Annotated in this window: 21 protein-coding genes; 19 read left to right on the top strand and 2 right to left on the bottom strand. The window is 60.1% G+C overall.

Translation table 11 applies throughout. From position 1 onward, the window contains the following. Positions 1 to 14 precede the first annotated feature (14 nt). The 5 genes from DW180_RS03465 to DW180_RS03445 all read left to right on the top strand — a co-directional run bounded on the left by DW180_RS03465 (position 15) and on the right by DW180_RS03445 (position 4,625). Positions 15 to 1,364 carry a replication-associated recombination protein A gene (locus DW180_RS03465; protein WP_118237456.1) on the top strand — a complete coding sequence of 450 codons (1,350 nt, stop codon included), beginning with the start codon at positions 15 to 17 and terminating at the stop codon, positions 1,362 to 1,364. A 95-nt stretch (positions 1,365 to 1,459) separates the two neighbouring features. Next, positions 1,460 to 2,053: a hypothetical protein gene (locus DW180_RS03460; protein ID WP_118237454.1), complete on the top strand. Its 594-nt coding sequence runs from the start codon at positions 1,460 to 1,462 to the stop codon at positions 2,051 to 2,053. Beyond that, the gene (locus tag DW180_RS03455) at positions 2,046 to 2,423 is read left to right on the top strand and encodes a hypothetical protein (protein WP_022094590.1); all 378 of its coding nucleotides are present in this window, start codon (positions 2,046 to 2,048) and stop codon (positions 2,421 to 2,423) included. The genes DW180_RS03460 and DW180_RS03455 overlap by 8 nt, the downstream gene beginning before the upstream one ends. 1 nt (position 2,424) lies before the next feature. Continuing rightward, positions 2,425 to 3,216 carry an RNA polymerase sigma factor SigF gene (locus DW180_RS03450; protein WP_118237452.1) on the top strand — a complete coding sequence of 264 codons (792 nt, stop codon included), beginning with the start codon at positions 2,425 to 2,427 and terminating at the stop codon, positions 3,214 to 3,216. Continuing rightward, a complete protein-coding gene (locus tag DW180_RS03445) occupies positions 3,213 to 4,625 on the top strand; it encodes an AI-2E family transporter (protein WP_118237450.1) in 1,413 nt (470 codons plus the stop codon). Before DW180_RS03450 ends, DW180_RS03445 begins: the two co-directional genes overlap by 4 nt. Before the next feature lie 6 nt (positions 4,626 to 4,631). Here the strand turns inward: DW180_RS03445 and DW180_RS03440 are convergent, their stop codons facing one another. Continuing rightward, positions 4,632 to 4,871 carry a hypothetical protein gene (locus DW180_RS03440; protein WP_118237448.1) on the bottom strand — a complete coding sequence of 80 codons (240 nt, stop codon included), beginning with the start codon at positions 4,869 to 4,871 and terminating at the stop codon, positions 4,632 to 4,634. 194 nt (positions 4,872 to 5,065) lie between these two features. Here DW180_RS03440 and alaS point away from each other — a divergent pair, with 194 nt between their 5' ends. The 14 genes from alaS (at position 5,066) to DW180_RS03370 (ending at position 18,177) form a co-directional block, all read left to right on the top strand. Further along, on the top strand, positions 5,066 to 7,723 hold the full coding sequence (gene alaS / locus DW180_RS03435; protein ID WP_118237446.1) for an alanine--tRNA ligase: 2,658 nt from the start codon (positions 5,066 to 5,068) through the stop codon (positions 7,721 to 7,723). Positions 7,724 to 7,732: 9 nt separating this feature from the next. Further along, positions 7,733 to 8,161, top strand: coding sequence for a Holliday junction resolvase RuvX (gene ruvX, locus DW180_RS03430; protein ID WP_118237444.1), 429 nt, complete (start codon positions 7,733 to 7,735; stop codon positions 8,159 to 8,161). Positions 8,162 to 8,486: 325 nt separating this feature from the next. Continuing rightward, on the top strand, positions 8,487 to 9,509 hold the full coding sequence (gene mltG / locus DW180_RS03425; RefSeq protein ID WP_118237442.1) for an endolytic transglycosylase MltG: 1,023 nt from the start codon (positions 8,487 to 8,489) through the stop codon (positions 9,507 to 9,509). Positions 9,510 to 9,511: 2 nt separating this feature from the next. Beyond that, a complete protein-coding gene (locus tag DW180_RS03420) occupies positions 9,512 to 10,009 on the top strand; it encodes a YqeG family HAD IIIA-type phosphatase (protein ID WP_118237440.1) in 498 nt (165 codons plus the stop codon). A gap of 8 nt (positions 10,010 to 10,017) precedes the next feature. Then, a complete protein-coding gene (locus DW180_RS03415) occupies positions 10,018 to 10,551 on the top strand; it encodes a shikimate kinase (protein ID WP_118237438.1) in 534 nt (177 codons plus the stop codon). Further along, complete coding sequence (locus DW180_RS03410) at positions 10,548 to 11,657, top strand: 3-dehydroquinate synthase (protein ID WP_118237436.1); 1,110 nt, start codon at positions 10,548 to 10,550, stop codon at positions 11,655 to 11,657. The genes DW180_RS03415 and DW180_RS03410 overlap by 4 nt, the downstream gene beginning before the upstream one ends. A gap of 132 nt (positions 11,658 to 11,789) precedes the next feature. Beyond that, complete coding sequence (locus tag DW180_RS03405; RefSeq protein ID WP_117806185.1) at positions 11,790 to 12,920, top strand: Xaa-Pro peptidase family protein; 1,131 nt, start codon at positions 11,790 to 11,792, stop codon at positions 12,918 to 12,920. Positions 12,921 to 13,079: 159 nt separating this feature from the next. Beyond that, positions 13,080 to 13,643: an elongation factor P gene (gene efp / locus DW180_RS03400; RefSeq protein WP_117583455.1), complete on the top strand. Its 564-nt coding sequence runs from the start codon at positions 13,080 to 13,082 to the stop codon at positions 13,641 to 13,643. A 24-nt stretch (positions 13,644 to 13,667) separates the two neighbouring features. After that, a complete protein-coding gene (locus DW180_RS03395; RefSeq protein ID WP_006233982.1) occupies positions 13,668 to 14,030 on the top strand; it encodes an Asp23/Gls24 family envelope stress response protein in 363 nt (120 codons plus the stop codon). Positions 14,031 to 14,033: 3 nt separating this feature from the next. After that, positions 14,034 to 14,621 (top strand): transcription antitermination factor NusB, encoded by a 588-nt coding sequence (gene nusB, locus DW180_RS03390; protein ID WP_118237434.1) that lies wholly within the window; start codon positions 14,034 to 14,036, stop codon positions 14,619 to 14,621. 2 nt (positions 14,622 to 14,623) lie between these two features. Next, positions 14,624 to 14,890 carry an exodeoxyribonuclease VII small subunit gene (locus tag DW180_RS03385; RefSeq protein WP_118237432.1) on the top strand — a complete coding sequence of 89 codons (267 nt, stop codon included), beginning with the start codon at positions 14,624 to 14,626 and terminating at the stop codon, positions 14,888 to 14,890. 8 nt (positions 14,891 to 14,898) lie between these two features. Then, entirely contained in the window at positions 14,899 to 15,702 is an 804-nt protein-coding gene (locus tag DW180_RS03380) for a TlyA family RNA methyltransferase (RefSeq protein ID WP_229028394.1), read from the top strand. Next, positions 15,699 to 16,559, top strand: a complete 861-nt coding sequence (locus DW180_RS03375; RefSeq protein WP_117746039.1) for an NAD(+)/NADH kinase — start codon at positions 15,699 to 15,701, stop codon at positions 16,557 to 16,559. The genes DW180_RS03380 and DW180_RS03375 overlap by 4 nt, the downstream gene beginning before the upstream one ends. Further along, positions 16,549 to 18,177 carry a DNA repair protein RecN gene (locus tag DW180_RS03370; protein ID WP_118237430.1) on the top strand — a complete coding sequence of 543 codons (1,629 nt, stop codon included), beginning with the start codon at positions 16,549 to 16,551 and terminating at the stop codon, positions 18,175 to 18,177. The genes DW180_RS03375 and DW180_RS03370 overlap by 11 nt, the downstream gene beginning before the upstream one ends. A 59-nt stretch (positions 18,178 to 18,236) precedes the next feature. Here the strand turns inward: DW180_RS03370 and DW180_RS03365 are convergent, their stop codons facing one another. Continuing rightward, entirely contained in the window at positions 18,237 to 19,094 is an 858-nt protein-coding gene (locus DW180_RS03365) for a MurR/RpiR family transcriptional regulator (protein ID WP_226790721.1), read from the bottom strand. Positions 19,095 to 19,250: the final 156 nt, after the last annotated feature.

The raw sequence follows: 19,250 nt of genomic DNA, 5'->3' as shown, positions 1-19,250 counted from the left end.
CGCACGGGATGGCTATGGACGACCTTTTTTCTGCTTCGACGCGCGAGCGTTCCTTTCAGAATGCGCCGCTTGCGGTGCGCATGCGGCCCAATTCGCTCGACGAGTATGTGGGCCAGCAAAAGGCCGTCGGTAAGGGTTCGTGGTTGCGTGCCGCGATTGAGCACGACGTGCTGTCGAGTGTGATTTTGTATGGGCCGGCCGGTACGGGCAAGACGACGCTGGCACATATTATCGCCAACCATACTAAGAGCGAGTTTGTCGAGGTCAGCGCTGTGACGGGCACCGTAAAGGATCTTCGTCGCGTGATCGACGAGGCTAAGACGCGCCTGAATACGTACGACCGCCGCACCATTCTTTTTATCGATGAGATTCATCGCTTTTCCAAGTCGCAGCAGGATGCCCTGCTGCATGCAGTTGAGAACCGTACCGTCATTATGATTGGCGCCACGACGGAGAATCCGTACTTCGAGGTCAACTCGGCATTGCTCTCGCGCGGTCGCGTGGTGGAACTTGAGCATCTTAAAGACGAGGATATCGCCACGCTTATTGAGCGTGCGCTCGAGGCGCCGCAGGGTTTGAACGGTAAGTTCTCGGCCGATGAGGATACGGTTAAGACCATTTGCACACTGGCAGCGGGTGACGCTCGATCGGCGCTCACGACGCTTGAGCTTGCGAGCGAGATTGCCGTCACGCGCCCCGATACCGAGGGAACGCCCGCGCCGGCGGCGGGGGAGCGCTATCCCATCACTGTTGACGACGTGAAGATTGCCAATCCGCGCCGTGGCTTTTCGTACGACAAAAACGGTGACATGCACTACGACATCATCAGTGCGTTTATTAAGTCTATGCGCGGTAGCGACCCCGATGCCACGATTTATTGGCTCGCGCGCATGATTGACGCGGGGGAGGATCCTAAGTTTATCGCTCGTCGTATTATGATTCAGGCTTCTGAGGATGTTGGCAACGCCGACCCACAGGCGCTTTTGGTGGCGCATGCCGCGTTTAAGTCTGCCGAGGTCATTGGCTATCCCGAGTGCCGTATTAATCTGGCTCAGGCTGCTCTCTATGTGTGCTTGGCGCCTAAATCCAACGCGTGCGAGGCTTCGATCGATGCGGCGTTGGCCGATATCCATTCAAGTGGGCTCCGCGAGGTGCCGAGTTATCTGCGCGATCGTCATCGCCCGGGCAGCGACGAATACGGTGTGTATAAGTATCCGCATGATTATCCCGAAGGCTGGGTCGATCAGCGTTATTTGCCCGAGGGGTTGGAGCGCGGTGCGTTTTGGCAGCCTGCCGGCCGCGGCTGGGAAGAGTGGCGCGTAGAGCAAAGCGAGCGCGACCGTAGCGGCAATGCGCCCAAGTAGGTCATTGGCACCTCGCACATCCCCTTTGGGTATCTTTCCCCTTCTTTGGGGTACCATGAACAGCGTCTGTATTTCGATTCCTTCGGGAGGCTTGTATGAGTCCCATTCAAATCGCCCTGCTGCTGCTCGCCGTTGCCGGTGTGTGGGCTGTTATCGAGCTCGCGCTCACACTGCGAAAGACCCGCACCGTCGTTGATTCGCTCGATAAGACCGTGAGCGACCTTAACAACACCATCGCCGAGGCTCAGCCTGTGGTGGCAAAGCTCGATGGTGCCGTTGACGAGCTTACGCCCGCACTTGCCCAGATGGAGCCGCTGCTTAAGTCGAGCAAGACTGCCGTTGACGCCCTGACGTCCAACCTCGTTGAGGTTGAGGCGGTCGTTCGCGACATCTCTGAGGTCACGGGCACCATGGCCGAGGCAAGCAACGCTGTGTCGAGCGTGACTGATTCTGCTGCTGGCGCCGTGCAGAAGCTTTTCAATAAGGTGAAGGCTCCTGCAGCCGACGCCGATCGCAAGCTCGCCGCTGCCGCCACCGAGGCCGAGCAGCCTATCGAGCGCGTTCTGATTGGTGAGGCTGAGGACGAGGCCGCCGATGGTGCGGATGCGGCTCAGAAGCCCGCAGCCAAGCCTGCTCAGTATTACACCTATACGCCCGCCGAGACCTCCGAGGAGTCCTGCGATGAGTAGCGAAGCAACTTGCCCCATCACGCTGACTGTTGCCGGGGATCCGCGTCTGGCGCGCCTTGTGCGCATGACGGCGGCAAATGTCGGTGCGCTGTGCTCTATGTCCGTCGATCGCATCGAGGATATCCGTATGGCTGCCGAGGAGGCCTTCATCTTTGGCTGCACGGCCGTTGATTCTGACGACATTTCGATCAAATTCGACGTCGACGAATCGCACGTGGGCATGACCTTTACCTTTGGTGACCAGGCGACTGTCGATGAGGATGATCAGGCTGCCGTGTATGCCGAGCTCATTCTGGCAAGCGTGTGCGATTCCTACGAAAAGACTGCGGCGCCCCTGACGCTTTCCCTCGACCTCAAGGCGGATATCTAATATGACCGAACGTTCCCGGAGCGGTAAGACCGCTTGGGACAAGGAGAAAACCCGCGAGCTGTTTCGTCGCTACAAAGAGACCGGTGATCCGGACGCACGTGAGCAGCTCGTCATGTCCCATATGAACCTGGTAAGGTTTCTTGCCAACAAATTTAAGAACCGCGGCGAGCCGCTCGACGACCTCATGCAGGTCGGCTATCTGGGTTTGCTCAAAGCTATCGACCGCTTTGACCCCGAGCGCGGACTCGAGTTCACGACGTTTGCCACGCCTACCATCCTGGGCGAGATTAAGCGTCACTTCCGTGATAAGGGCTGGAGCGTGCGCGTGCCGCGCCGTTTGCAGGAGCTTTCTGCCAAGGTCAACCAGGCCACCGACAAGCTCACCAATGAGTTGCAGCGCTCGCCTAAGGTTGAAGAAATCGCTGAGTACCTGGGTGTGACCGTCGACGAGGTGCTGGAGGCCATGGAATCGTCTTCGGCCTATACCTCGGTGCCCATCGAGGCTCCTGGCGCGTCCGATTCCGATGATGCCCCCTCGATTCTCGACCGCTATGCCGATGACGACAACGAGCTCGATTTTACCGATGACCGCCTGGTGATCGAGGAAGCCATCCGCGATTTCTCGCCGCGTGAGCGTGAGGTTATCGAGCTGCGCTTTGTGAAGGGCATGACCCAGATCGAGATCGCCAAGAAGCTGGGTATCTCGCAGGTGCAGGTTTCGCGCCTGCTGCGCCGTACCCTTAAGAAGATACAGGACAAGATCGACCCCGACGGAGTGATGGTTCGTTCATGATTGAGCACCCCCAACAAACCGACCGCACGCTGCGTGATACTCGTATTCTGACGCTTCGCATTTGGGCTGTCGTTGGCTGCATTGTCATCGCAGCCGTCATCTTTAACCTTATGGGTATCCTGGCGCCGGTTATCGAGTTTCTCGCTGTCGGTTCCATCATCGCTTTTGTGATGTCGCCGATCACTAACTGGCTCGAGCATCACGGCGTCGGTCGTGGCATCGGTTCGCTCATCGCGCTGATCGTGGTTGTGGCAGTGCTCGTCGGCGTCGTCTGCATCCTGTCGCCTATTTTGCTCGGTCAGATTATGGAAGTCCTGAGCCGTCTGCCTGAGCAGCTTCGCGTTGCGGGCGGTGATCTCAACGAGATGATTTCGCACGCTAAGACGCTCAACAACACGCCGCTCAAGGAGTACCTGGACGATAATCTGTCCTCGCTGGTTACTGTGGCGTCCAAGTACGTATCGCAAATCGCCGCTGAGCTCGGTCGCGGCGTGTTCCCGCTGATCACCAACACGGCCTCGCAGCTGTTCGTAATCTTCCTGGGTTTGGTGCTTGCCTACTGGCTTGCCTGCGATTATCCCCGTATGCACCACGAGGTCTGTACCATCATCGGACAGGAAAAAGAGACCTCGTACCGCTTTATGGTCGCGATTCTTTCGCGCTCGGTCGGCGGTTATATGCGCGGCATGGTCGTGACGTCCATCTGCGGTGGCATCCTCGCCTTTATCGGCTTTACGCTCATTGGCCATCCCTACGCGGCACTCATGGCCATCTTTACCGGCATCATGCACTTGGTCCCGGTTGTCGGTCCCTGGGTAAGCGCGGCTATCGCCACGGTGCTCGGCTTTATGTTCAGCCCCATGCTGGCGTTGTGGACGCTCGTTGTGACCATGGTGGCTCAAAACGTCACCGATAACGTCATTTCCCCCAAGGTCATGCAGAGTTCGGTGCAGGTGCATCCCATCATGAGCCTGACGGCCCTCGTTATTGGTTCGGCACTTATGGGTCCCATCGGCATGGTCATCGCCATTCCGCTGTGCGCGGCCCTCAAGGGCATTTTCGTCTACTACTTTGAGAACGAGACCGGTCGCCAGCTCGTGGCATACGACGGCGCTGTATTTAAGGGCACGCCATATCGCGATGCCGAGGGCAACCCGGTCGCCGCCTACGACGCGCTTGGAGACGATACGTTCATTTACGAGTCCGAGCTCATCGGCAACGAGACCGCGCCCGAGGCCCAGGCGATGCCCAAGCCCGAGCTCGAGAATCCCTGGATCAAGCTCTCGGGCCTGCAGCCCGATGCGACGAGCTTTTTCAAGAATCCCTTCGCCAAGGACGATGACTCCAACTCGGACGACGATACCAAAACCGGCATCGACGGCTCCATGGACGATTCGGATTCCAAATAGGCACCGCTAGCGTTTCTTGAAGTTGTAAATGACAAGAAACGCGAGCAAAGCGATTGATAAGGGGCCGGCTACATAGAAAAAGAGAACGTCAATTGCGCGTAGAGTGTAATAGGCTTTATCGCCGGACATTACTGCATACAATACGTAGCCAAATGCTGGTTGGTTTGCGTACCAGCAGGAGAAAGCCAAAAGCGCTAAAAGTGCTACAACCAGAAGTGCATTCAGGACAAATCGTTTGCTTTTCATCGATCGCTCCTTCCGGGTGAATCTTATATGTAATTATACAGTAGCCTTTTTCAAAGCATCGCATACTCCTAAATAACGTGCACTTTCGCTGTAGGGTCGGCTTTATGTCGGCCCTCTTTTTTGCACTTGCGCGGCGGGATGGTAATATCGTTACGTTTGAACTGTTTCGATGTGAAACCGAGGAGATTCCCTCTATGAGTGCTGACTACCCGTCAATGACTACGGCCGAGATCCGCTCCAAGTTCCTCAACTTCTTTGAGGAGCGCGGTCTTAAGCTCTATCCTTCTTCGTCCCTTGTTCCCGACGACCCCTCGCTGCTGCTTGCCAACGCCGGCATGAACCAGTTTAAGGAGTACTACCAGGGCAAGAAGGCCATGAAGGAGATCGGCGCGATCTCCTGCCAGAAGTGTGTCCGCACCAACGACATCGACTGCATCGGCGAGGACGGCCGTCACCTCTCGTTCTTTGAGATGCTCGGCGACTTCTCCTTTGGCGGCGTCTCCAAGCAGCAGGCCTGCACTTGGGCCTTTGAGCTCATCACCAAGGAGTTCAAGCTGCCGCTCGACCGCCTGTACTTTACCGTCTTTACCGAGGACGATGAGACCCATGACGTGTGGCGCTCCCTGGGCGTTGCCGAGGATCACATCTCGCGCCTTGGCGAGGACGACAACTTCTGGGCCGCTGGCCCCACCGGTCCCTGCGGTCCGTGCTCCGAGATCTACTTTGACATGGGCGAGGAGGTCGGCTGCGGTAGCCCCGACTGCAAGCCCGGCTGCGACTGTGACCGCTTCCTTGAGTTCTGGAACCTCGTGTTTACCCAGTACGACCGCCAGGAGGACGGCTCCATGCCGGAGCTGCCGCACCGCAACCTCGATACGGGCATGGGTCTGGAGCGCATGGCCGCCATCATGCAGCACAAGACCGCCAACTACGACGGCGATCTGATGCAGCACCTCATCAAGCTCGGTGAGAAGATCAGCGGCAAGACCTATGACGCCGACGATTACTCCGGCGCCAGCCGCTCGCTGCGCATCATCGCCGATCACTCCCGTGCCGTCGACTTTATGATCTCGGACGGCATCCTGCCCGGTAACGAGGGCCGCGAGTACGTCCTTCGCCGCCTGCTCCGCCGCGCCGTGTTCCACGGTCGCCTGCTGGGCATCGAGGGCGCCTTCCTGACCAAGTTCATCGACGAGGTCAACGCTCAGATGGGCGAGGCCTATCCCGAGCTGCTAAAGAACGTCGCACTCGTCAAGGGTATCGTCGCCTCTGAGGAGGAGCGCTTCTCCACGACGCTCGACAACGGCCGCGTCTACCTGGACGAGGCCCTGGCTGCTCTTGCCGAGGGCGCCGTGCTTCCGGGCGAGGTCGCCTTTAAGCTGCACGATACCTTTGGTTTCCCCATCGACCTGACCGTTGAGATCGCGGGCGCCGCTGGCCATGACGTCGACATGGACGGCTTCACCGCTTGCATGGAGGACCAGAAGGCCCGCGCCCGTGCCAACGCCAAGGGCGATGCCTGGGGCAGCTTCAACGACGTGTGGGTCGAGCTTTCCGACAAGGTCGCTGCGACCGACTTTGACGGCTACGACAACGACGTTATCGAGGGCGCCAAGGTTGTCGCCATCGTGCGCAACGGCGAGTCCGTCGAGTCTGCCGCCGCGGGCGAGGACGTCGACGTCGTGCTCGACCGCACCCCGTTCTACGCCGAGATGGGCGGACAGCAGGGCGACGCCGGCGAGCTTTCCGCCGAGGGCGTTGTTCTGACCGTTGCCGACACCAAGAACCACAACGGCCTGTATGCCCACGTCGCGCACGTTGCCGGGGGTACGCTGACCGTCGGTGCTACCGTGACCGCCGCGCTCGACGCCGAGCGCCGTGGTTTCCTGCGCCGCAACCACACCGCCACGCATCTGCTCGACGCTGCGCTTAAGCAGGTACTGGGCGAGCATGTCTCCCAGGCCGGCTCTCTGGTGACGCCCGAGCACCTGCGCTTTGACTTCACGCACTTCGAGGCCCTGTCTTCCGAGCAGCTCAAGGCTGTCGAGGACCTGGTTAACCAGCAGATTTTCGCTTCCAAGCCGGTCGTGACCCGTGTCATGGGCATCGACGAGGCCAAGGCCGCCGGTGCTGTCGCCCTCTTTGGCGAGAAATACGGCGACGTCGTCCGCGTCGTTTCCGTGGGCGCCGAGGACCAGCCGTTCTCCCGCGAGCTCTGCGGTGGTACGCATGCTGCCAACACTGCCGAGATTGGCCTGTTCAAGATTATCTCCGAGTCCTCCACGGGCTCGAACGTCCGCCGTATCGAGGCCGTTACCTCTAAGGGCGCCCTCGACTACATGGCCGACCGCCTGGCACTCGTTGACGCCGCTGCCGCTGCGCTCAAGTGCCGTGTTGACGAGGTTCCCGCTCGTGTGGAGAACCTGCAGGCCGAGCTGCGCGAGACGTCTAACAAGCTCAAGAAGGCGCTGACCGGTGGCTCCTCCGACGCTATCTCCAGCGCCATCGAGGGTGCCGTCGAGCTCGACGGCTATAAGCTCGTCGTCGCTGAGCTCCAGGGCCTTGAGGCTGCTGACCTGCGCAACGTCTGGGATACCGTGCACCAGAAGGTCGCCGGCCCTGTCGCCTGCGTCGTTGCCAGCGTGACCGAGAAGGGCACCCCGGCCCTGCTCGCCGCCGGCTCCGATGACGCCGTGAAGGCCGGTTTCCACGCCGGCAACGTGATCAAGCAGATCGCGGGTCTGGTCGATGGTCGCGGTGGCGGCCGTCCCAACATGGCCCAGGCCGGTGGCAAGAACGCTGCCGGTATCGCCGATGCCCTCGCGGCCGCCAAGACCGCGCTCGGCGCCTAAGTAGTCGCTGTGGTCGCGCTCGCGCTGGACATAGGGGAGACCAGGATCGGCATCGCCGTCTCGAGCCGTGATGGCAAGATGGCGATGCCCGTCAAGGTGCTTCCGGCCGCTGAGGTTACCGGTATGGCCAAGACGTTCCGTTACCTGGTCGAGGACTATGAGCCCGACATCTTGGTAAGCGGGCGTCCCCTGACCATGGCCGGCGAGCCTGGCCCCCAGGCCGAGCGCGTTGCCGCCATAGCGCAAAAGATCGCCGACGAGCTCGATCTTCCGCTGGAGTTTGAGGACGAGCGCCTGTCCTCGCAAGAGGCCAAGCGTATCCTGCGCGAGCAGGGACTCAACGAAAAGCAGATGAGGGGCAAGATCGACATGATCGCCGCCAGCCTGTTCTTGCAGACATGGCTCGATCGTAAAAACGAGGAGGTTTCGCATGTCTAGCGCTTTCGATCCGCGCCAGCCGAATTGTACACGACAGCCTGCGCCACGCCCTGTATCGTCCGGTCAGCGTCCGATGCAACCGACGCAGCGTTCGGCTCAACCTACTCGGCGTACTGCTCAACAGCCCGCCGCTCGTCCCGCGCAGCCCGCGGGCGGTTCCCGCTTTAAGCAGCAGGCTCCTGCCCAGCGTACGCAGGGACAGGCACCGCAATCACGCTCCCACGCACATCATACTCATGGCTCGCACGGCGTTGCTCCGGCTACGCGCTCGAGCTATAACACGCGCGCTCGCCGTGGTGCCCAAAAGAAAAGCTCCCCGGTGCCTATGATTATCGGTGGCGTCGTCGCCGTGCTTGCGCTTGTCGCGATCGTTTTCTTTGTCGTGCCAGCTGTCAAGGGCTTTTTTGCTGGTGAGGATGCGAAAGTCACTGCTGGCCAGCAGGTTACTATCACTATTCCCGATGGTGCCTCGGGTGACAGCATCGCTTCGATTCTCTCCGAGAACCATATTGTCGAGAATCCCAAGGATTACTATGCGGCGGTCAAAAAGCTCAACGCGGACATGTCGCTTAAACCTGGCACGTACTCGTTCACGACGCTGATGGATGCGACTAAGGTCGTCCAGCAGCTCATGGAGGGCCCCAATGCCGGCTCCGATGCGCTGACAATCCCCGAGGGCCTGACGGTCGACCAGGTTGCCGACCGCGTGGCCCAGGCCTACGACAGTATCTCCAAAGAGGACTTCCTCAACCAGGCGAAGGCCAGCAATTATGTGAACGACTATGCGTTCCTGAAAGGCGCTGCGAACGATTCGCTCGAGGGCTTCCTGTTCCCTAAGACCTACTCGTTGGGCAAGGACCCAAGTGCCGATGATGTCATCCGAGCCATGCTCGATCAGTTCAACACCGAGTATAAATCGCTCGACTTTGCCGGTTGCGAGGCCAAGATCAAGGAGCGCTACGGCGTGGAGATGTCCGATTACGATATCATCAATCTCGCTTCCATCGTTGAGCGCGAGGGCCTCAACGCCGAGCAGCGCGCGCATGTCGCCTCGGTGTTTTACAACCGTCTTGCCGGCAAGCTCGACGGTCTGCGCTACCTCAATAGCGATGCGACCATGATGTATGTCACCGGCGGCGAGGTTACCGCCGACGACCTTCAGAGCGATAGTCCGTACAACACCTATAAGCATGAGGGGCTGCCGCCCACGCCCATCTGCTCTCCGTCGCTCGAGGCGCTCAAGGCCACCCTTGAGCCCACCGACTCCGATGACCTGTATTTCTACATTACGCAGGACGAGGAGTATTTCTCGCAGACCTACGAAGAGCACCAACAGTCTTGGAATTAAACATGAGGATTTTCAGCCCCAAACGATATGTTGCCTCGGTCGACCGCATCGACCTCGATACCCTTTGGGCCGATGGCAAGCGCGCCATTCTGCTCGATCGCGACAACACCCTGGTGCCGCGTGATACCGAGCAGGTACCCACTGCGGTCTCCGCTTGGCTCGAGGCCGCCCATGCCAAGGGCTTTAAGCTGTGCATGGTGTCCAATAACTGGCATCGCGACCAGGTCATGGCGTCGGCGCGCGAGCTGGGGCTCGAGGCCATCAGCCATGCCATGAAGCCCGCCCCGTTTGCCCTGAAGGCGGGTCTTAAGCGCCTGGGGGCCACGGCTAACGAGGCCGTACTGATCGGCGATCAGCTTTACACGGACGTGTGGGGCGGTAACTTTGCCGGCGTTGACACTATTCTGGTTAAGCCGCAGGCAACCCAGGACCTGTGGTACACGCAGATCTTCCGTATCTTTGAGCGCCGGGCCCTGCGCGACCTTCCCTGCGAGGAATAGGTTTCGCCATGTCTCAGCACATCAAACACGGCTGCGACCATATCTTCTTTATCGGCTTTTTGGGTGCGGGCAAGTCGACGCTTGCGCGCAACGTGGGCACGATGTTCAAGCGTCGATTCATCGATACCGATCGTTTGGTTGTGCGTCGATGCGGCAAGTCGGTGACCGAGATATTTGAGACCGAGGGCGAGGATCGTTTTCGCGAACTCGAGACCTCGGCACTCCGTTCGCTTCAAAGCGAGCGCAGCCTGCTGGTATCGTGCGGGGGTGGCATCGTCGAGACGCCGGTGAACATTGAGTTGATGCACAAGATGGGTACCTGTGTGTACCTCGAAGGCGACTTTGAGGATTCGTTGCGCCAGATTCGCCGCTCCGATACCCGACCAGATTTCCGCTCACCCGAGCATGCTGCGCGCCTGTTTGAACATCGCCGTCCGCTGTATCGCCAGGCCGCCGATATTACCCTTGATATTCGCAACAAGTCCTTCGAGGACGTTTCCTACCTTTGTGCCGAGATGCTTTTGGAGCGTGGACTGCTATGATTCGCCGTCAACTTATCAATTTCCAAAACCGCAGTGTCGATGTCCGCGTCGGATTGGGCGCGTTCGAGGAGCTGTCGCGCATGTTTGCCTCGGCTGTGGGCAAACCCAAGCGGGCGATGGTGGTTTGGAACAGCGCCACATCCGAGCGTTTTGGCGAGGTTGTCGAGCATGCGCTGGTCGACGCCGGTTTTGCCGTGTCGCCGCTTGTCCTCGAGGTTTCGCCTGCCGGTGCTACGCTGGCCGATGCCGATACCGTTTTTGGCGCCCTGTCGGCTAACGGCATTACCTGCGACGATCTCGTTGTCGCTGTCGGCGACACGGCGACCTGCTCGGTCGTTTGCTGGTGTGCCAATCAGTGGTGCGGTCGCACCGAGTGCGCCTTGCTGCCGACGACGTTCGACGCCATGCTCACGGTCGCGACGACTATGAAGCCACTCGTCGCCTCGTCGGCGAATGCGCTTCCCGCTATCGCGTTCCGTCCCGAGCCGGGCTTGGTCGTGTGTGACCTCGAACTTGTTCGCGAAGCGGACCCCGAGGACCTCAAGCTCGGTTATGCGGTACTTGTTGGCACTATGCTTTCGAGCAGCAAGTCCCGTTGGAATCAGTTTACCGAGACCGTCCCCGAGATTCTCGCTGGCGAGGAGGTCGCGCTCGTCAATGCCGTTCAGTGGTCTCAGACTGCCCACAAGGACGTACTGATGGCCACGAACCCGAGCGCCCGCCATGCGCTCGATTTTGGCAAGACGGGGGAGCGTACCCTGCGCGCCTGCTTGGGCGATGCCGCTTCGCAGGTCCCTGCCTACCAGCTGTTGTCCGAAGGTATGCGCTTTGAGGCGCGCCTAGCACATGATGCCTGCGACTTCGATATCGATCACGTCTTTGAGGTCGATGACTGCTTGGAGGACTTTGGTATCGAGGAGTTTGCCTTCGATCTGGAGCCCGCCGCATATATCGAGGAGTTCCGCAGGCAGCAGTTTGTCCGCTCGAACCGCAGTATGTTGCCGCTGCCCGCGGCACTCGGCGCCATTCGTCTAACGAGCGTTGAGGACGAGGTTCTTGAGCGCCATGCTCATGCCTACTTGGCTTCTCGCAAAGAACTTCTCTAAGTTTTATTGACATCCTTCGTCTTTCGTATCATGTTGAGGGACGGGTTTCCAATCGGTTGCGGATCGCATGCGATTCTGACGTTCGGTTGAGACCCGTCCCGTCTTTATAGAGACAATAAGAAAGGAATCTGCATGTCTGAGTTTGCTGCCGGTCCTGCCGGTCGTATCGAACGTGTCCGTGCCCTGATGGCCGAGCGCGGCTACGACGCTATCGTGGTGCGCGACGAGGCCAACCTCCGTTGGCTCACGGGCGTGAAGGGCGTCTTCGACTACACCTTCGAGTTCCCGCACGCGGCGTTTATTACGGCTGACCAGTGCCTGTTCCATACCGACTCGCGCTATCTCAACAGCTTTGAGGAGAACACGCCCGCCGGCAGCCCCTGGGTCTACGACATGGACGAGGGAACCATCCCCGGTTGGGTCGCTGGCAAGATTGCGGCCAACAAGTGCCGCGTCTGCGCCGTCGAGGACGACATGCAGATCAATTTCTACCAGGGTATTCAGCGTGGTCTGGAGGACCGCTCCGTTGCCTGCATGCTGCCGCTGATGCACGACGACATCCGTAAGATGCGCGCCATCAAGGACGCCGAGGAGATCGAGCTCATGCGCCATGCGCAGTCGATCACCGATGCCGCCTTCCAGCACATGCTCGGCTTTATTAAGCCCGGTATGACCGAGAAGCAGGTTCGCAACGAGCTCGAGAACTTTATGTTCGCCAACGGCGCCGATAGCCTTGCCTTTGGCTCCATCGTGGCGAGCGGTCCCAACACCGCCAACCCGCATGCCGTGCCGAGCGACCGCGTGATCGAGAAGGGCGATTTCGTTCTTATGGATTACGGTGCGGGCTACTGTGATTACCGCTCCGACATGACACGCACCGTCGTGATGGGCGAGCCCACGCAGGAGCAGCTCGACCTGTACGCACTCGTGCGCCGCACGCACGAGGAATGCGTCGCCGCCATCCATCCGGGCGTCGAGGGCAACGACATCTTCAAGCTCTCCAAGAAGATCATCGGCGATGCCGGTTATGGCGATTACTACAACCATGGCCTGGGCCACGGCGTTGGTATCGACATCCACGAGCTGCCCAACTTCAACCGTAGCAAGAACATCATCGAGGTCGGCTCGGTTATCACCATGGAGCCCGGCGTCTACCTGCCCGGCGTGGGCGGCGTGCGCCTGGAGGACTACGGTGTCGTCACCGAGAACGGCTACGAGCCCTTCACCAAGACCCCGCACGACCTGCACGTCATCGATTGCTAGCCCATTTCGATAGATTTTTGGGGCGGGGCGTCCGGATCGATTCGGGCGTCCCGCGTTCTCTTTTTATGCGCTCGCCGCAGCCGCCGTCTGCAAGTGTATAATTTCGGTCGTATGTAATTTGGACGTTTGTGCGTCTAGCCAATAACAAGAAAGGTCGCTATGCCTACTATCTCTACCGCCGACTTCAAGAATGGCCTCGGTCTCCGCATTAAGGACAAGGTCTACACCATCGTCGAGTTCCAGCACGTCAAGCCGGGCAAGGGCGGCGCTTTCGTGCGCTACAAGACCCGCGACATCAAGAGCGGCCGCGTCGTCGAGAACACCTGCAACGCCGGCACCAAGTTCGAGAGCGTCATGCTCACCACCCGTGAGTTCCAGTACCTCTACAACGACGGCGCCGACTACATCTTCATGGATAACGAGTCCTACGAGCAGGTTCCCGTTCCCGAGGATATGGTGGGCGAGAACGCCAAGTGGCTGCGCGAGAATGACACCTGCCAGCTGCTCTTCGCCGACGACGAGCTCATGGGCGTGACCCCGCCGATGTTCATCGAGACCACCATCGTCCAGACCGACCCGGGCTTCAAGGGCGATACCGTCCAGGGTTCCACCAAGCCGGCCACCATCGACACCGGCGCTGTCATCCAGGTCCCCATGTACCTCAACGAGGGCGAGGTCATTAAGGTTGACACCCGCGACGGCAAGTTCGTCTCCCGCGTCTAGCAACCAACTCTTCTAGGAGGACTCATGCCCCAGGAAATCAAGATTGACGGCATCGGCATTTCGCCCGATGTTCTGACCGCCATCGTCTCGCGCGCCGTGTCGGATGTCGAGGGCATCGCCTCCGTTGGCGTCAAGGACCTTGCCACCAACCTTGTCTCCATGATGCTCTCTTCTAAGGCCCCGGCTTCCGAGCCGGCGGTCGAGGCCGAGGTCGTCGGTGACAAGCTCGCACTCACCGTGCGTGTCGTGGTGTTCTTTGGCTATCCGTTCAAGAAACTCGCCGAGGCTGTTCGCGCCGCCGTGGTCGCCGCCATCGATGCCCAGGTGGGCGTCGAGGTCGAGCGTGTTGACGTTTGTATCGACGGCCTCGTTTTCCCCAAGGAGTAACCTTTGAGCCTTAAGGTTTATCGCGGGCGTACGCTTGCCCGCAGTCAGGCGCTGCAGCTGCTGTTCCAGGCCGAGGCCACGGACAGCCCGCTCGAGCGCGTCCTCGAGGGCGATTTCCTGATTTCGAAGGGTCCCCTCGATCCCTACGCGCTGGACCTGTGCCGTGGTGCCTACGAGCACATCGACCGCATCGACTGCGCCCTGCGCGCCATCGCCAAGAACTGGGATCTTATGCGCATGCCAGGCGCCGACCGCAATCTGCTGCGTATCGCCGTCTATGAGATGCGCTTCCTCACCGACGATGAGGTCTCGGACGCCATCGTGATCAACGAGGCTGTCGAGCTTGCCAAGGCCTATGGCACCGACCAGTCCGCGTCGTTTGTCAACGGCGTGCTGGGCAAGATCGCTCGCAGCGAGGAGCTGCCGGGCGAGGAGCTGTACCAAGAGCTGCTGGCCGAGGATCGCGCACGCGAGGCGGCACAGGCTGCTGAGGCGGCCGCCAAGGTCGCTGCCGCTCAGACTGCCGCCGGTGTACTTGCCGAGGATGCGGACGCTGCCGAGGCCGTCGAGGCCGACTCCGTCGAGGAGTAGTCATGCCAGAGGGTTCCGTCCGCAACTTCGATGAGATCTCAGATCGTCTGGACCAGATCATCGCCACCGTTCGATCTAAGGATACGTCCCTGGAGCGTTCGCTCGATTTGTTTGACGAGGCGATTGAGCTGGGCTCCCGTGCGGTCGATATGGTCGACAAGTTTGAGCTGACGCCGCGTGAGGCCAACAAGCTCGAGCAGGAATACGATGAGGATGCGGCAAACGAGTCCCAAGATAGACAGGCTGCATCCCCGGATACGAATGGTTGATGGCATTCATGAAACGCGTGCGTCTTGATGACGAACTGATTTCACAGGGCATCTGCGCCGATCGCGCGGATGCCCTTCGCACTCTTATGGCTGGCTTGGTCTCGAGTGGCGGCGAGCGCTTGACTTCGCCGGGCCTTAAGGTGACCCCGGGCCTGCCGTTGCACGTGAAGGGGCGCATTCCCTATGTTGGCCGCGGCGGTCTTAAGCTCGAAGGCGCGCTTGATACGTTTGGTATCAATCCGACGGGCCTTGCCTGTCTGGATGTGGGCTGCTCTACCGGCGGCTTTACCGATTGCCTGCTCAAGCGCGGAGCTGCGACCGTTGTCTCGGTGGACGTTGGTCGCGCCCAGTTCGATTGGTCGTTACGTCAGGACGATCGCGTGACGCTGCATGAGCGCACAAACGTGACGCAGCTGCCTGAGCTTGGCTATGCCGGCGCCATCGACCTGGCTGTGTGTGATGTCTCGTTTACCAGCATCGCGAACATTATCGATGCGGTGCTGGCGTGCCTGGCGCCTACGGGTGCATTCTGCACGCTTGTAAAGCCGCAGTTTGAGGCTCCGGCGGCGCTGGTGGGTGAGGGCGGCATTGTGACCGATCCCGCCGTGCGCCGCGATACACTCGTTGCGGCAGTTGAACTCTTTGCTGCCAAGGGGCTGTTCCCGGTCGATGTGTGCGTGTCGCCCATTCATGGTGCCAAGGGAAACGTTGAGTTTTTCCTGTACGGCACGAGATTTGACCCCGGCGACCGCACGCAAGACGAGCTGCAATTCCAGGTATCGGTTTTGAGCGAGAAAGCTGCAACGCTATGAAGGTCTTTCTGGTTCCCAATTACTACAAGCAAGAGGCGGTTGAGAGCGGCCTGATGCTCGAGCTTTGGCTGACGCGCCAGGGCTATGAGGTCGCATGGGCTGCCGACCAGCGATCGAAGATTCAAAGCACGCCTGATATTGACGGCTCCGATCTGGTCATTACGCTCGGCGGCGACGGTACGTTGCTGCGCGCTGCCCGCATCCTCAACCATCGCGAGATTCCTATCCTCGGTCTTTCCTATGGTCACCTGGGCTTTTTAACTGCTGCGAGCCCCGAGGAGCGCGACATTCTGCAGGTCGTGAGCGACGCCCTTTCCGGCGAGCTGCACGTGAGCCGTCGCGCCACCATCGCCGCGGATATCGTGTCCGTGCGCGACGATGGCACGAAGGATGTCGTGCGCACGTTCGCCCTCAACGACATGGCGCTCACGCGCGGCCCCCTGTCCGATATGGTTGAGTTCGACATCACGGTGTCGGGCCACCATATCGATCGACTGCGTGGCGACGGCGTGGTCGTGTCCACGGCGACTGGTTCTACGGGGTACGCGCTCAGTGCCGGTGGCCCCATTGTGAGCCCCGACTATACGGGTATGGTCTGCGTACCCATTGCGCCGCACACCATTCAGGCCCGTGCCTTCTTGACTTCGCCGAGTGATGTCGTCGAAATCTTTATGTCCGATGATCGCCCGAGCGTTCCGGCGATCGCCATCGATGGACAGTTTATTACCTGCGACGGCACGGTCGAGAGCGTGGCCGTGCGCCGAGGCCCAGGCGATGTGCTGCTGCTCGACTACGGCCCCGAGAGTTTTTACAACTCGGTGAGCCGCGTATTCTACGGAGTCCGTCATGATCGATGAGCTGCAGGTTTCTAACATTGCACTCATTCGTGAGGCGACGCTGGTGCCGAGTGCCGGCCTGACTGTCCTGACAGGCGAGACCGGCGCCGGCAAGACCGCGCTGCTCTCGGCCCTTAAGCTTATTTTGGGCGAGCGTGCGGATTCGTCGACGGTGCGCGAGGGCGAGGCGCTGGCGAGCGTCGAGGCACGCCTGTTTGACGGCCCGCACGACACGGAGGGCTTCACGGTCCAGCGCAGCCTTTCTGCCGAGGGCCGCAGCCGCGTGAGGATTGACGGCCGCATCGCCAGCGTGCGCGAGCTTTCGGAGCGCGTCGGCGTGATGATGGATCTGTGCGGTCAGCACGAGCACCAGCGCCTCCTCGACCCGGCGCATCACGTTGCCATGGTCGATGCCTGGGCGGGGCGCTCTGCGCTCGAGGCACTCGAGCACTACCGTACTTGCTTTAAAGCCTCGCGCGCGGCTGCCAAGGAGGTCCGTCGCGTTGAGGAGGCCTCGCGTGCGCAGGGGAGTCGTGTCGAGGAGGCGCGCTTTGCCCTCGAGCGCATCGGCGAGGTCGACCCTAAGCCGGGCGAGTATGAGGAACTCGAGGAATTGCTGCCGCGCTCCGAACATGCCGAGGTACTGGTTGCCACAGCTAACGATGCCCATGCATCGCTTGCCGCCGAAGGGGGAGCGCTCGATGCCGTGAACAGCGCCGTGGCAGAGCTTTCCCGAATGGCTACCGTCGATCGCAAACTGGGCGACATTGCCGAGACGCTTTCGGATGCCTGCATCTCGCTTGAGGATTGTGCCAACGAGCTGCGCGCCTATCGCGATGGGGTCGCCTTCGACCCGCGCGAGCTCGCTCGCATGCGCGAGCGGTATTCCGACCTCAAGGGCCTGCTGCGTCAGTGGGGTCCGACCATGGACGATGTTTTTGCCATGCGTGATCGCTCGCAAGAGCTGCTTTCGCTGGTTGATAATGGCGATGAACAGATCAAAATGGCGCGTGAAGCGCTTGGCGCGGCGGAGCACGAACTGTTTGCTGCCGCCAAGGCGCTTAAGCGCGCTCGCAATACGGCGGCCCCGCGCTTCTGTCACGAGGTTGGCCGCCAGATGGCTCGCCTGGAGATGGGTAGTGCCGAGCTCGTCTGGGAGTCGCGCGATCTTCCCCGTGCTGAGTGGACGCCGGTTGGTCCTTCGAGTTACGAGCTGCTATACCGCAGCGGTGCCGGCTTGACGCCACGCCCCCTGCGCCGCATTGCGTCGGGCGGCGAGCTCAGCCGCGTCATGCTGGCAAGCAAGGTTGTCCTCGGTAACGCGGACGGTGTCGATACGCTGGTGTTTGACGAGGTCGATGCTGGTGTCGGTGGCTCCACGGCGCGTGCGCTCGCGGGCGTGCTGGCAGATCTCGCCGCTACGCATCAGGTGATTGTCGTAACCCACTTGGCGCAGGTCGCCGTCATGGCCGACAAGCATTATGTTGTCAGTAAGGAACCGGGCGATGTTCCCCAGACGCATTTGGACGAGGTAACCGGCGAAGCGCGTACCGCCGAGATCGCCCGCATGTTGAGCGGCGATCAGTCCGAGGCAAGCCTGGCGCACGCCAAACAGATGCTTGAAGAAGCTCGAGGCTAGATCGTATCAGCGGTGTTGGTGGGACAAAATAGACTGAAATTTTTGTCCCACTACGCGTTTTACTCAACGACCTTGTCCGGCTGGATGAGCTCCTCGTAGTAGCTGATATGCTCGCGGGCGTCTTCAATCTCGGGCAGCAGGAAGTTGTAGATGACTTCGATGATCATCGTAGCGCTGATCTTAGAGAACGCAAAGTCGCCTGTCGTCAGCAGCGCTTCGTGGTTGACGGTATTAAAAGTGTAGTCTGCCAGGCGCGCGAGTGGGGATTTGCTGTCACTGCTGATGACGACTACGGTTGCGCCGCAGTTGCGAGCCGCTTTTGCCATGCGATTCAATCGGCGCGATTTGCCGGAGTTTGAGATAAGCACGATGACGTCACCCGGGCGTAACGTGAGCGCAAAGCCGATTGATGTCTCGCTAATGGTGCTCGCCATGCAGCGCAGGCCCAGCTGCGAAAACTTAAACGTCGCATCGAGCGCGACCGCGTTCGTATTGCCCACAGCTGCAAACTCAATAACCCCTGCATGCTTAAGGGCATGCACAACAGCCGCCAGCGTATCGTGGTCGATCCCGTCGATGGTCGCATTAAGCTCGCTCACCTTGGCAGCCAGGATATTCTTGAGGCTCTGCTCCATATTGTCGAGCGAGACCTCGTCAGTCAGGCCCTCGTTACGCTGGCTTTCCAAATCCCTCGCCAACGAAAACTGAAAGCTGCGGAAGCTACCAAAGCCAAGCTTGCGGCAGAAGCGCGAAACGGTCGCCTCGGACGTGGCGGCGGCGCGCGAGAGCTGAGCGGCCGTGAGGCGTGGCGCCTCGGACTGGTGCTCCAATATATAGTCGACAATGCGCTGCTCGGACTCGCTGTATCCCTGATGGGTGCTAATGAGGGAAAGTGCGCTCTTGCTACTATCGGTCATGGATGGCTCCTGGTTGGCATGAAAATCTAGCTTGATTTGCAATGCCATAGTATACGGGCATTTTCAATTACAAGATACACCTTGCCGTTTCAAGTGTTGATGGTAAACTTTCACTTACCGTTTACGGTTATGAAAGAACCTTTCACCGGAGATTTG

Source organism: Collinsella sp. AM16-21 (genome assembly GCF_003471905.1).
GTDB lineage: Bacteria > Actinomycetota > Coriobacteriia > Coriobacteriales > Coriobacteriaceae > Collinsella.
Note: the sequence above shows the minus strand (reverse complement) of the source record. Positions and strands in the feature narration are given on the sequence as shown.